A 13,360-nucleotide genomic window follows, 5' to 3' on the forward strand; every position below is an offset into this window, starting at 1 on the left:
CGGCTTCGGCCCTGTCGTCGCGCGCAGCCTACTGGCGCTGATGCCGGAACTCGGCACCCTCACCCGGCGACAGGCCGCGAGCCTGGCCGGCTTGGCCCCGCATCCGCGCGATTCCGGCAACACCAGCCGGCACCGCACCATGCGCGGCGGACGCACCGAACTCAGGCCTTTGCTGTTCATGGCCGCCCTCAGCGCGGCCAGGGCCAACCCCGGCCTGCGCGACTTCTACCGAAGCCTATGCGCCGCCGGAAAGCCAAAGCGCCTCGCGCTCGCAGCCGTCGCCAGAAAACTCGTCGTCCTTGCCAACGCCTTGCTCAAACCAGATGCAACAGAACTGACTTGATGACGACGAGCGCGTGGCTTGCATCGTTGCTCGCGTGCAGGCCCTCGCCCGCTAGCGGGAGAGGGCCTCGTGAGGAGCCTTACCCCGGGAACAGCGTCAGGCCGCCGTCGACGCGGATCACCTGGCCGTTGATGAACTTCGAGCCGGGGCCGGCAAGGAAGGCGACGGCGTCGGCGATCTCGGACGGCTCGGCATAGCGGTTGAACGATATTCCCGACGAATCCATCTTGGCCGGATCGACGACGCGGGTCGCCTGGAAGCGGGCCGACTTGGTCGGGCCGGGGCTCACCGCGTTGATCCGGACGCCCTGTTCGTAGAGCTCCTTGGCGAGACAGCGCGTGTAGTGCACGACGGCCGCCTTCAGGGTCGAATAGACCACTTCCGGCGAGCAGCCCATATGCGCCGCCGCCGAGGCAATGTTGATCACCGAGCCGCTGCCGGCCTTAACCATCGCCGGCACGAAGGCCTGGCAGACCAGCATGGTGCCGATCAGATTGTTGTTGGTGAGGACCTGGATGTCCTCGAACGAGATGTTGAGCGCATCGTTCGGCTTCGGCTTGTTGCCCGAGGCGCCGATGTCGCCGCCGGCGCAATTGACCAGCACGTTGACCGTGCCGAGCTTGGCCTCGATCTCCTGCTTCATCTTCTGCACGGCGGCCGGGTCGCCGATATTGCCGGTGACGGCGACGGTGCGCACGCCATGCTTGGCGATCTGCTCCGCCACTTCGCCCATGTCGGCGGCCTCGCCATATTTGGCGGGACCCGTCCATTCGAGATCGTGGATGGCGACATCGGCGCCGAGGCTCGCCAGCTTCTCGGCCATGGTGCGGCCGAGACCACGGCCGGAGCCGGTGACGAAGATGACCTTGCCGGAGAGTTCCTTGCTCATTGGCGAGCTCCTTGCTTGCCGGCCCCGAGGGGCCGCTGTGTTGAAAGGGAGGGAGGACGGATGGTGATGGTCAGGCCATGACGCCGATCGCCTTCATGTTGGCGACGCTGCGCCGGATCATGTCGAGCTCGTAGGAAACGAGCGCGCCGTCCTCGCCGCGTTCCCAGGGGGTGCGGTAGTCGGCGTCGTCGGCGAGGCGGTTGCGGCGGGCGGCCTGCAGACAGGCGGCAAGCGAGCGCGCCGAGCGCGGCGGATAGCCGTTCCACCAGTCCTGCGTCAGCAGGCGGACATGGCGGACGTCGAGCGCGCCGGGCTCCAGCACGGCGGTCAGCTTGTCGTGATGCTCCGCGAGGATGGCGAGCACCTCGCGGAACGGCACGAAACCGTCGCCGATGGCGCAGCGGACGAGACGAAAACCCTCGTCGGTGAACTGGACGTTGTAGTCCTTCAGATGCACGTGCCGGACCCAGGGCGCGATCCTTCGGGTGAAGTCGAGCGGCGCTTCGCCGACCGGCAGTGTGTTGCCGGTGTCGTAGCAGATGCCGACGCCGCCCTCGGTCTCCTCGCAGAGGCCGACCAGCTCGTCCGCGGTGAAATCCTGGTGGTTCTCGATCACCAGCGTCCGGCCTTCCGAGACCGCGCGCGGCGCACAGTCGGCGAGTGCTGCGTGCACGCCGCGCACCAGCTCGTGCCATGTCTCGCCGGCGGCGTTGCGGTCGCCGCAGAGCACCGGCGTCAGGCAGACGCGGATCAACTTGGCGTCGAGCCGCTCGGCCGAGCGAAAGGCGCCGTCGAGCGGCCCGTGGTTCAGCCCGCTGCTCACCACCGGCGTCATGCCGAGCGCGGCGAGCCTCGCTTTCAGCGCCGCCACCGCGTCGTCGTCGAGTGCCGCGATCCACGGCTCGAAGATCTCGATCGTCTTCGCGCCCAGTTCCTCGGCAAGCTGGATGAAGCCCTCGAGCCCGCGCCCGTCCGGATTGGCGCGCGGCGTGCCGTGGCCCTGCAGGCCGAGATGGTAGGTCAGTCCGTAGGGGTTCAGTCCGACTTGCAGCATGGCGCTTCCAATCTGGCGACGGGATGGCGGGGCGGGGCGAGGCTAGCTCAGCCCGCCATCGACGATGATGGATTGCTTGGTGATCATCCGGCTGTCGTCGGCGCCGAGGAACAGCGCCGTGCGGGCGATTTCCTCGCCGCGCAGCACGGTGCGGATGCATTGCCGGCTGACCAGCGCGTCGACGCTTTCCGGCGTCTTGTACCAGAGCGCATATTGCTTCTCGGTCATCACCGCGCCGGGCTCGATCGAATTGACGCGGATGTTGTCGGCGCCGAAGGCGCGCGCGAGGCTGCGTGTCAGGCCGAGCACCGCCGCCTTGGCCGTGGTGTAGGCCGGCATGTTGGGCGCGCCGCCGCGCCAGGCAATCGACGAGAAATTGATGATCGAACCGTAGCCGAGCTCTCGCATCTGCGGTCGGACGGCCTGGGCGGTGAAGAATTGCGGGCGCAGATTGATCGACTGCGACCAGTCCCAGTAATCCGGCGTGACGTCGTCGACCTCGCGGCGGTCGTCATTGGCGGCGTTGTTGACGAGGACGCCGATCGGGCCGAGCTCGCGGCCGATCTCGGCGATGACAGCCTGCGTCGCCTCGGTGTCGGTCAGGTCGCAGCGGCGGAAGATCGGCCGGTGCGCGGATCCCGCCAGTTCGTCGGCGAGCGCCTGCCCGACCTCGTCCTGGATGTCGACGAAGGCGACCTTCGAACCGGTTGCGGCAAAGGCGCGGACAATGTCGGCGCCGATGCCGGAGGCGCCGCCAGTCACAAAGACGACGCGCCCGGAAAGGCTGGGATATTGGGCAAAATTCATGGCATGCGGCCTGTGGGATTGCGTCGGGCGGGGAGGACGATCCGATCGTCAGATCAGGTTTCTGGTGGTCGGGTCGAACAGGCAGGCATGCGACATGTCGATGCCGAGCGTGATCGTCTCGCCCATGCGCGGCGCCTCGTCCGGATCGAAGCGGCCGGTCACTTCGAGATCGCCGAAGCGCATCAGGCCGATCGTTTCGGCGCCGGTCGGCTCGACCATCTCGACCGGGGCGTCGATGCTGGCGATGCTCTTCTTGGCCGCCTTCAATTCCGGCGAGTAGCGGAAGATGTGCTCCGGGCGGACGCCGAGAATGACGTCGCGGCCGGCAGCGCCGGGCGAGATGCCATCCTGCAGCGAAAGCACCGCGGTGCCGCCGGTTGCCTTGAACGAGACCGCCGGCTTGCCGTCGGGGCCTGTCGTCAGTTTCGCCGGAATGAAGTTCATGGCCGGCGAGCCCATGAAGCCGGCGACGAACATGTTGGCCGGCCGGTCATAGACCGCCTGCGGCTCGTCGAACTGCTGCACCTGGCCCTGGTGCATCACGGCGATGCGGGAGGCGAGCGTCATCGCCTCGACCTGGTCATGCGTGACATAGACGGTCGTCTTGCCGACGCGATGATGCAGCTTCTTGATCTCGGTGCGCATGTCGACGCGCAGCTTGGCGTCGAGGTTGGAGAGCGGTTCGTCGAACAGGAACAGTTTTGGATCGCGCACCAGGGCGCGGCCCATGGCGACGCGCTGGCGCTGGCCGCCGGAGAGCTGGCCGGGCTTGCGGCCGAGCAGCGGCTCGATCTGCAGCAGCGCGGCGACGCGCTTCACCGCCTCCTCGCGTTGCGGCTTCGGCACGCCGCGGCTTTCCATGCCGAAGGTGATGTTCTCGCGCACCGTCATGGTCGGGTAGAGCGCGTAGGACTGGAACACCATGGCGATGTCGCGGTCCTTCGGCGCCACCGAATTGACCAGTCGGTCGCCGATCCGGATCTCGCCCTCGGTCACCGTCTCGAGGCCGGCGATCATGGCGAGCAGGGTCGATTTTCCGCAGCCGGACGGGCCGACCAGGGCGATGAACTCACCGGTCCGCGCCTCGATGTTGATGCCCTTCAGCACCTCGACGGAACCGAAGCTCTTGCGCAGGTTGCGGATGGTCAGCGACGACATGAGAGCCTCATCGGATTGCAGCCATGGTCATGGGAGCGCGTCATCACTTGATCGCTCCCTGGGTGAGGCCCCGGACGAAATATTTGCCGCCGAGGAAGTAGACGAGCAGCGGCGGCAGCGCGCCGATCAGCACGGCCGCGCTCATCACGTCATAGGCGCGCACATTGGTGCCGCTCGCCGTCAGGGCGACGAGAGCGGCCGTGATCGGCTGCTCGCGTCCCGAGGTGAAGACGACGCCGAACAGATATTCGTTCCAGATGCCGGTGAACTGCCAGATCACGGTCACGATCAGGATCGGCGGCGACAGCGGCAGGATGATCTTGCGGAAGATGCGCCAGAAGCCGGCGCCGTCGATGCGCGCCGCCTTGATCAGATCGTCCGGGATCGAGACGTAGTAGTTGCGGCAGAACAGGGTGGTGAAGGAGATGCCCTGCACCACATGGATCAGGATCAGCCCGTAGGTCGAATTGGTCAGGCCGAGCTTGCCGAGCAGGAAGGCCCAGGGCATCAGCGCGATCTGGCCGGGCATGAAGACGCCGAGCAGCATCAGCGTGAACAACACTTCCGAGCCCTTGAAGCGCCATTTCGACAGCACGTAGCCGTTCATCGCGCCGAGCAGCGTCGACAGGATCGTCGCCGGGATCGCCATCCAGAGCGAGTTCAGGAAGTTGCGGCGCATGCCCTCGCAGGTGCCGCCGATGCAATAGGTGCTCCAGGCATCGGCCCAGGCATGGAAGGAAAAGCTGCGCGGGAAGGCGATCAGGCCGTTCTGGGCGATCTCCGGCTGCTCGCGGAACGAGTTGAAGACGACGACCAGCAGCGGCACGAGATAGATGATCGCGAAGATCGAAAGCAGGCCGTAGATCACCACCCGGCTCAGGAAGTGGCGGCGGAAGGCGGCCGAGGCTTCCCGGTCGTGGACGCGGGCGAGGGCTGCGTCAGCCATGATGGCTCTCCCTGCGATGGCGCCAGACGACGAAGAAGGAATAGGGCACCAGCACGACGGCGAGCGCCGCCAGCATCATGATGGCCGCGGCGGCGCCTTCGCCGATCTGGCCGCGCTGGAACATCAGATCGTAGACATAGATGGCCGGGAAGGTGGTCGAGATGCCCGGGCCGCCGCGCGTCAGCGCCGCGACGAGATCGAAGGTCTTGATGGCGAACTGGATCTGCACGACGGCGACCGCGAGGAAGATCGGCGCGATCACCGGCAGGATCACCCGCCGATAGGTGCGGAAGGTGGAGGCGCCGTCGATCTGTGCCGCCTTGACCAGATCGGGGTCGACCGATCGCAGGCCGGCGAGGAACAGCGCCATGGCGAAGCCGGAGCTCTGCCAGATGCCGGTGATGATGATCGCGTAGATCGCCGTGTTGCGGTCGGAGGCGAGGGCGAAGTTGAAATTGGTCCAGCCGAGGCTGCGGACCAGCATCTGGATGCCGTCGACGGGATTGTAGAGCCAGCTCCAGACCGTGCCGGTGACGATGAAGGATACGGCGAGCGGATAGAGGAAGATCGTCCGCCAGGCGGCCTCGCCGCGCACCTTCTGGTCGATCAGGATGGCGAGCAGCAGCCCGATCGCCATGGCGCCGACAATGTAGAAGGCGGAGAACAGGAACAGATTGCTGTAGGCGATGTTCCAGCGCCGGTTGCTCCAGAGCGAGGCGTAGTTGTCGAGGCCGACAAAGCCGTAGCTGGGCAGGAGCGAGGAATTCGACAGCGAGATGTAGAGGGTCCAGATTGTGAAGACGAAGACATAGATGAACGACGCCGCCAGCGATGGCGCGAGAACGAGAATGGGGGCGATCCGGGTCAGGCGCTCGCGCCAGGATGGTCCGGGGCTCGCCGGCCCGGGAACCCGGGCGGCATCCGCAGCGGTGGTCGACATGTCTGGCCCTGTCATGAAAACGAAGGATCGGGCGCGGCGCGGGGCACCGCGCCCGACAAGGCGGTTCGTTACATCTGGGCCTCGACGGCATCCGCGATCGCGGTCGCCGCCTGTTCCGGCGTCATCGAGGGCGTGTTCACGAACTCGGTGACCGTATCCATGATCGCGCCGCGATATTTCTGCGGGATGGTCATGTTGTGGGCCATCGAGCGGACCAGCGTGCCGCCTTCGATCGAGGCCTGCAGGTCCTTCTGCGCCAGCTGCTGGCAGGGGTTGAAGCCGGTCGACAGGTCAACGTCGAGCCGGGCCGGGATCGAACCCTTGGCCTGGTTGAACACCGTCTGGAATTCCGGCGACAGGATCGTCTTGGCCAGGAGCTCCTGGCCCGCGACGTAGTCCGGATCCTTCTGCTTGAAGAAGACGACGGAGTCGGCGTTCAGGATGAAGCCGGGCTTGCCCCAGTCGGTCGGCGCCTGGCTGCAGGTGTAGTCGGTGCCTTCCTTGAAGCCGGCGGCGGTGAGGAGACCGATGGTCCAGTCGCCCATGATGTGGAAGGCGGCGTCGCCGCGGCCGACCATCGCCGACATCGTATCCCAGTCACGGCCGACCATGCCGGGATCCATGTATTTCGACGTCATCAGGCGAAGCTGGGTCAGGGCCTTGACCATGCCGTCGCTGCGCAGGGCGTCGACGTCACCCTCGACGAAGGCCTTGCGGTAGAGGTCGATGTCCTGGCCGTAGACCACGACCTCGAAGACGGTCGAATCCGTCCAGTCGGCGGTCGAATGCGCGATGCAGATCTTGCCGGCGGCGACGACCTTCTCGCAGGCGGCGTTGAATTCTTCCCAGGTCTTCGGCACGGCGTCGACGCCGGCTTCCTTCATCACCTTCGGCGACGACCACAGCCAGTTGATGCGGTGGATGTTCATCGGCGCGGCAACCCAGTTGCCGGTCGGCTTCATCACCGGCAGCAATTCGGGCGCGACCACCTTCTCCCAGCCCTCGGCCGCGGCGAGTTCGTCGAGATTGGCGGTCATGCCGGTCTCGTTCCACTCGGCGATCTCGGGGCCCTTTAGCTGCACGGCGGGCGGCGCGTTGCCCGCGATCACGTCAGCGCGCAGCTTGGCCAGCGTGTTGGCAGTGTGGCCGGCGATCGAGGTCTGTTCCCACTTGCCGCCGGCCGCGGTGTACATCTCGCCGAGCTTGGCGATCGCCGCGGCGTCGGAGCCGGTGGCCCACTGGTGCAGCAAATTCGTCTTCGGTTCGGCTAGCGCCGTTCCGCTCAGGAGAGCAAAGGTCAAAAGACCAGCGCTCGCCTTCCAAGTGAAGGTCATGATTTCTCTCCCTGGGTGTACCGCCCGATACTTGCGACCGTTTTGCGCGGCGACTTGTTCTTGTGGTTTTCAGTGCGTCTCCCCGTGTTCTGACGCTCCTTTTTTTCTAGGACGAACATATTTCACTGTCAACGCAGCTAGGGCATTGGCAACGGTTACGCTGCACTGCCAAAATGACCGCTTGAATCGCCGATCAGAGGCGAGGATCTTCAAGATTAACATCTTGTCGATCCAACAAGATTGGCCGATGTTGCATTGCCCACTCGGTCGGGAGCGGTTCGGCCGAGCAGCGACAGGCTTCTTGCATTAAAAGAAGGCAGTGGACCGAACCATGGGACCACGCCGGATTTGGCCGCCTGCCTGGCCGTGGAAGAGGGGACAAGGATGTCGGATCGCATGACGCCATCGCGGCAGGGCCCGGTCGCCGAGACTTCCGTCGAACGCGCGGCCTACCAGCCGGCGGGGCAGAATCTGCTCCATGCCGCCGATCACAATCTGCGCGTCACGCTGGAGGCGTTGCGGCGCAAGGGGCCGATGAGCCGGCTGGATCTGGCGCGGGTCACCGGCCTGACCGTGCCTGGTATCACCAACATCGTCCGCCGCCTCGCCGCCGACGGGCTGGTGGCGGAGGAGGCCGGGCCGAGCGGCTCGCGCGCCAACCGCTTCGCCATAATGCCGGACGGCGCCGTCTCGCTCGGCGTTGATGTCGTCGGCGGGCGGGCGAACCTGGTCGCGATCGATCTCGACGGTCGCGTCGTGCTGCGCGACGCCTGCGAAGTCGATGTCGACGATCCCGCGCCGGCGGTCGTGCGCCTCGCCTCCGAGGCGCTGGCGCGTCTCGCCGCGCGATCCGCCGGCCGCGTCCTTGGCCTCGGGTTGACGGCGACGGACTGCGCCGAGGCTGTGCGTGCCGCGCTGGCGCCGCTGCCCGTCGTCGCCGAGCCCGACACCATCGCGGCGGCGCTCGGCGAACGCCAGTTCGGCGCGGCGACTGCCGATGACAGCTTCGTCTACATCCTGCTCGGCCCCTCGACACGGGCCGGCATGGTGATCGGCGGCGCCGTCTTCAATGGCGCCGAGCACAAGGCCGGCCGGGTCGGTTTGATGCGGACCGGCGAGGATGGCAGGCTGCTCGACGAGGCGCTGTCGACGACGGCTCTGGCCGGACTGGAGATCGACGATCCGGAGGTAGCGCGCTGGATCGAGGATGCCAGCGCGCATCTGATGGATTCGATCATTGCCATCTCGGCCTTCATCGCGCCGCGCGTCATCTTCATCGGCGGCCGGTTGCCGGTCACCTGGCTCGATGCGCTGATCCAGCGGCTCGGTGCGCGGCGGCAGGAGCGGATGATCGAACCGACCCAGCCCTACTGGCTGCCCGAGCTGGTGCGCGGCTCGCTGGCCGAGGACGCGGCGCTGGTCGGCATCGCCGCGATGCCGTTCCTGGAATTCTTGCTGCCCGACCCGCGCCGGCCGTTCCGGCCGCGTGCTATGGCGTCGGCGGATCCGGCGTCGTGATCCAGTGACGCGTCGTGGCCCGTCCGGGCCGGTCGGCATTGCCGCGCAGCGGCGCACGGGTCAATTGGGCGGGATCGGCGGATTCGAGCCTGAGCGCATGCGAGAGCGGCATCGTCGCCGCGCCGAGGGCCGCCGCGTCCTCGGAGCCGGCGGCGCGGTGGATGCGCGGCGTCGGCCGCGGATCGCGCGATAGCGCCTCGCGCACATAGAGCAGCAATTCGTCGAGGATGGTCACCGGGATTCGGCCGCCGATCAAAACCGCGTCCGGGTTGATCAAGAGGCCGATGTCGATGGCGGCCTCCGCGATGTGCCGGGCGGCCATGCGCAGCCAGGACGTCAGCAGAGCCTTGCCGCGCGCATCGAGGTTGAGCAGGTCCTGCGGCTTCGACACCAGGATGCCGTGGCTCGCCAGGAAATCATACAGGATGAACAGCGAGACGAGCTGGCCGAGCGGCTGCACGCGCTCGCCGGCCGGCGCCTCCGGCAGTGTCACCGGCAGCCAGCCGATCTCGCCGCTGATGCCGGTCGTGCCGTGATAGCAGGCGCCGTCGAGCACCAGGCCGCCGCCGAGGCCGGAGCCGAAGAAGATATAGAAGAAGCTGCGGATCTCGGCGCCGAGGCCGTAGGTCAATTCGCCGATCGCCGCCGCGGTGGCGTCGTTGTCGATCAGGATCGGATGGTCGGTGAAGCGGGCGAAGCGCGCCCGGATGTCGACGCTGCGCCATAGCCGGTAGGCATCGGGCATGCCGATGAACGGAATTTCGCCGAGCCAGTCGGGGATGGCGACGCCGATGCCGGCGAGCCGTGTCTCGTCGATGGCGCGGCGGCGGCGAAACGTCGACAGCGCCTCCTTCATCTCGGCGAAGAAGGCGTCCGGCAGCATGAAGCGCTCTTCGCGATGGATGCGGTCGCGCACGGTGCCGACGGCGTCGATGGCGACGATGGTCAGATGATCGCGGCCGATGCCAGCGCCGACGGCGAAGCAGCCCTCGGGGTTGATTTCCAGCTCGATCGCCGGCTGGCCACGCATGCCGTAGCGCCGGCGCGCTTCGACGACGAGGCCATCGTCGATCAGCTTGCCGGTGATGCGGGCGACGGCCTGCTTGCTGAGGCCGGAGCGCAGCGCGAGTTCGGTGCGCGAGATCGGCGCATGCCAACGGATCGTGCGCAGGATGACGGCCAGGTTGTGGGTCGCCGCCAGTTCGGAATTGGAGCCGGCGAGATCGCCTGGAGCCGTCAGGGATGAAGTCAAGATGTCGTTGCCGCCGGGGGAGATCATGGGTGATCCTCCGCCGGCGGATAGAGGGCAAGGGTTGCTATCTTGTCAAGGATGGGCGTCGCCTATCTCTGCTTGATGAGCCAGCTTCTCACTTCGAAGGGATGCAGGTCGGCGCCGGCCTTGCGGTCGTCCGCCTCCTCCAGGATGTTGACCGGTCCCGACAGCAGCCAGCCGTCCTTCGGCAGCACGTCGAAGCGACCGCGGCCGCCGGCCGGCTCGTAGACGCGCAGCACCAGCGCCTTGCCGTCCTCGCTCGCCTTCAGGCCGCCGAGGCCGGCCGGAATGCCGGAGATGGCGATCGGCGTTTCCACGCCCGGCCGCAGGTCCGAGGCGCGGGTGGCGAGCAGGGGCTGGTTCAGATCCAGCGCTTCCTCGCGCACGCCGCCCTCGTGCCAGGCGCCCTGATGCGGCATCAGCGCATAGACGAAGCTCTGTTCGCCCTCGTCGGCCAGCGGGTCCGGATAGATCGGCGCGCGCAGCAGGCTGAGGCCGAGCATGTTGCCCTTGATGCTGTGGCCGTATTTGCCGTTGTTGAGCAGCGCCACGCCGAAGCCCGGCTCCGACAGATCGGCGAAGCGATGCGCCGGCACCTCGAACTTCGCCTCGTCCCACGAGGTGTTGTTGTGGGTGGTGCGGCGGACGGCTCCGAAGGCGCATTCGAACGTGGCGAGGTCGGAGCGGACATCGACCGGTGTCTGGGTGCGAAGCAGGACGCGGCGGTCGTGCCAGTCGAGATCCGTCTTGATGTCGAGGCGCGGCGCGTTGGCGAGGAGCTGCAGCGTCTGCGTGATGGTCGAATCGCGGAATTTCCGGACGATCCGGATCGAGGCGCGATGCGGCCCCGTCTCGATCACCTCGAGGCTCTCGAACGAAGTCAGTTCCTGGCCGTTGGCGGTGTAGTCGTCTTCGAGGTCCCAGGCGTCCCAGTTGCGCGGCTTGTCCATGGGATAGACCCAGAGCTGGTTGCCGCGGCCGGCGAGCGCCTCGCGCCCGGCCCGCTTGTCATAGAGGCTGGCCAGCGTGCCGTCCGGATTGAGGATGACGCGGATCAGGCTGTTTTCCAGCTTGCTCTTCGAGACGCTGAGGCCGGATGAAGGCGCCAGGGCCTTGCCGTCCAGCACGACGATGCCCAGTGGCGGCACGGTGACGTCGAGTGCCAGTGGCTTGCCGTCGAGCTCGACCCGAACCGGACGGGCGTGCAGGTCGGGATTGACGACGACCAGCGCGTCCTTGGCGTCGCCCTTCGGCAATAGGCCTGCCAGGGCCTTGAGCCCGTCGCGCTGCGCGTCGAGGCCGGTGTCCAGCGCTTCGCCCAGCTCGCGCTCGGCATCGTCGTATATCTCGCGAATGCCGGAGCCGGGCAGGATGTCGTGGAACTCGTTCTTCAGCACCTTGCGCCAGGCGGGTTCCAGGCTCTGCGGCCGTGCGGCGCCCAGCATGTTGGCGAGCGAGGCGACCGTCTCGGCGGTGATCAGCGCGCGCTCGGCGTGGCGATGCAGCCGCTTGGTGTGGCTCTGCGTCGTCAGCGTGGCGCGGTGCAGCTCGAGATAGATCTCGCCCTGCCAGACCGGCACCTGGGCTGCGGGGATTTCGTGCATGCGGGCGAACACGTCCTCGACGCGCGCCGGCTTCAGCGACGGCACGGCCGGGAATTCGGCGAGCTGCGCCTGGCGCTCCAGCATCTCCGGGGTCACGCCGCCGCCGCCGTCGCCATAGCCGACGGCGAGCAGGCTTTCGTCGTGGATGGTCTTGCCGCGGAAATTGCCCCACGTGCCGAGGATCGCTTCGGGTTCGGTCGAGCCGTTATAGCCGCGCACCGGATTGTCGAAGGTGTGCGCCAGCACGCGGCTGCCGTCGAGGCCTTCCCAGTAGAACAGGTCATGCGGGAATTTGTTGGTCTCGGACCAGTTCACCTTGATGGTGAAGAACGAATCCATGCCGCCCTGCTGGAGGAGCTGCGGCAACGCCGGCGAGAAGCCGAAGCAGTCGGGCAGCCAGCAGACGCGATGGCGGACGCCGAACTTCTCCTGGAAGTAGCGCTGGCCGTAGAGGATCTGGCGCACGAAGCTCTCGCCGGTCGGCATGTTGGTGTCGGGCTCGACCCACATGCCGCCGATGGTCTCCCACTGGCCGCTCTTCACCGCTGCCTGGATTTCCTTGAACAACGCCGGATCGTCTTCCTCGATCTGCGCATAGTAGGCGGCTGTCGACTGGTTGAAGACGAAGTCCGGAAAACGCTCCATCAGGCGGAGCGCGGTATTGAAGGTGCGCCGCGCCTTGCGCCGCGTTTCGTCATAGGGCCAGAGCCAGGCGAGATCGATATGGGCGTGGCCGGTGATGCCGAGGCTACCCTGCTGCGGATAGCGTGCCTTCAGGCCCTTCAGCGTCTCGCGCAGGTACTCGAGCGCGCGCTGGACGCTGGCGCGGTGGTCCTGGCGCAGGCCTTCCGGGTCGGCCTTCAGCGGCGGCAATTGCCAGATCTTCTGCTGGCCGCGCTGCGGCGCCGTGCGGGCGACATAGTCCTGCGTCGCCGACGGCCAGTCGAGCGCGGCGAAGGTGTGCTCGGCCGCGGTGATCAGATGCGGCACCACGTCATGCGCGCCGAGCAAGCGGGCGGTCTCGGAAACCTGGCGCAGCAGCAGGGCGAGCTCATGCACCGGCTGGTCGATCCAGGCGAGATGGGCCCGCGTCAGGCGCGGCTCGCGCACCGGTTCGCCAAAGGGCAGGCGGGCGACGGCGTCGACATGGATCTTGAAGCGGCGGCCGGGGAGCGGGAATTCCTGGTGGAAGGGGTCGAGGCCGAAGCGGGTTTGCTCGCCCTTGCCCTGGGGCGTCAACGTGATCAGGCTCTCGCCGCCGACATCGATCAGGAGGCGCGCGTCGTCGAGCGACCAATGCTCCGGCACCGTCGCTTCCGCGTCGAGGGCGATGGCGCCGTCCTTCTTGGGCCAGAAGCCGCCCATGGCGAGCGGCGCGCTGTTGAACTGCCAGCCTTCGACGGCCACGGTCTCGCGCTCGCGCCAGAACCCCAGTTCCTCGACGCGCACGTCGATGCGGTCGAGCCGCTGCTGGAGGGTCAGGGACATTCCAAT

General features: G+C 67.1%; 11 protein-coding genes. 2 read left to right on the forward strand and 9 right to left on the reverse strand.

Annotation, left to right across the window (positions count from 1 at the left end; genetic code table 11):
• Window positions 1–343: IS110 family transposase (locus G342_RS0103990; protein WP_018181813.1), on the forward strand; the 343-nt coding region annotated here is incomplete at its 5' end.
• A gap of 79 nt (window positions 344–422) precedes the next feature.
• Here G342_RS0103990 and G342_RS0103995 read toward each other — a convergent pair.
• From G342_RS0103995 to G342_RS0104025, 7 genes are all read right to left on the reverse strand, one after another.
• Window positions 423–1,232 carry an SDR family NAD(P)-dependent oxidoreductase gene (locus G342_RS0103995; protein WP_018181814.1) on the reverse strand — a complete coding sequence of 270 codons (810 nt, stop codon included), beginning with the start codon at window positions 1,230–1,232 and terminating at the stop codon, window positions 423–425.
• A 70-nt stretch (window positions 1,233–1,302) separates the two neighbouring features.
• Entirely contained in the window at window positions 1,303–2,286 is a 984-nt protein-coding gene (locus tag G342_RS0104000; RefSeq protein WP_018181815.1) for a sugar phosphate isomerase/epimerase family protein, read from the reverse strand.
• A 42-nt stretch (window positions 2,287–2,328) separates the two neighbouring features.
• Entirely contained in the window at window positions 2,329–3,093 is a 765-nt protein-coding gene (locus G342_RS0104005) for an SDR family NAD(P)-dependent oxidoreductase (RefSeq protein ID WP_018181816.1), read from the reverse strand.
• A gap of 48 nt (window positions 3,094–3,141) precedes the next feature.
• Window positions 3,142–4,251, reverse strand: coding sequence for an ABC transporter ATP-binding protein (locus G342_RS0104010; protein ID WP_018181817.1), 1,110 nt, complete (start codon window positions 4,249–4,251; stop codon window positions 3,142–3,144).
• A 43-nt stretch (window positions 4,252–4,294) separates the two neighbouring features.
• Window positions 4,295–5,197: a carbohydrate ABC transporter permease gene (locus tag G342_RS0104015; protein WP_018181818.1), complete on the reverse strand. Its 903-nt coding sequence runs from the start codon at window positions 5,195–5,197 to the stop codon at window positions 4,295–4,297.
• A complete protein-coding gene (locus G342_RS0104020) occupies window positions 5,190–6,137 on the reverse strand; it encodes a carbohydrate ABC transporter permease (RefSeq protein WP_018181819.1) in 948 nt (315 codons plus the stop codon). Before G342_RS0104020 ends, G342_RS0104015 begins: the two co-directional genes overlap by 8 nt.
• A gap of 68 nt (window positions 6,138–6,205) precedes the next feature.
• Window positions 6,206–7,471 carry an ABC transporter substrate-binding protein gene (locus tag G342_RS0104025; RefSeq protein ID WP_018181820.1) on the reverse strand — a complete coding sequence of 422 codons (1,266 nt, stop codon included), beginning with the start codon at window positions 7,469–7,471 and terminating at the stop codon, window positions 6,206–6,208.
• Between the two features lie 396 nt (window positions 7,472–7,867).
• Here G342_RS0104025 and G342_RS0104030 point away from each other — a divergent pair, with 396 nt between their 5' ends.
• On the forward strand, window positions 7,868–8,989 hold the full coding sequence (locus G342_RS0104030; RefSeq protein WP_198010740.1) for an ROK family transcriptional regulator: 1,122 nt from the start codon (window positions 7,868–7,870) through the stop codon (window positions 8,987–8,989).
• On the opposite strand, the gene G342_RS0104035 is transcribed toward G342_RS0104030, so the two are convergent.
• The gene (locus G342_RS0104035) at window positions 8,961–10,268 is read right to left on the reverse strand and encodes an ROK family transcriptional regulator (RefSeq protein ID WP_018181822.1); all 1,308 of its coding nucleotides are present in this window, start codon (window positions 10,266–10,268) and stop codon (window positions 8,961–8,963) included. The genes G342_RS0104030 and G342_RS0104035 overlap by 29 nt on opposite strands.
• Before the next feature lie 62 nt (window positions 10,269–10,330).
• Window positions 10,331–13,354, reverse strand: coding sequence for an alpha-mannosidase (locus G342_RS0104040; RefSeq protein WP_018181823.1), 3,024 nt, complete (start codon window positions 13,352–13,354; stop codon window positions 10,331–10,333).
• Window positions 13,355–13,360: the final 6 nt, after the last annotated feature.

The sequence above is a fragment of the Kaistia granuli DSM 23481 genome (assembly GCF_000380505.1).
GTDB lineage: Bacteria > Pseudomonadota > Alphaproteobacteria > Rhizobiales > Kaistiaceae > Kaistia > Kaistia granuli.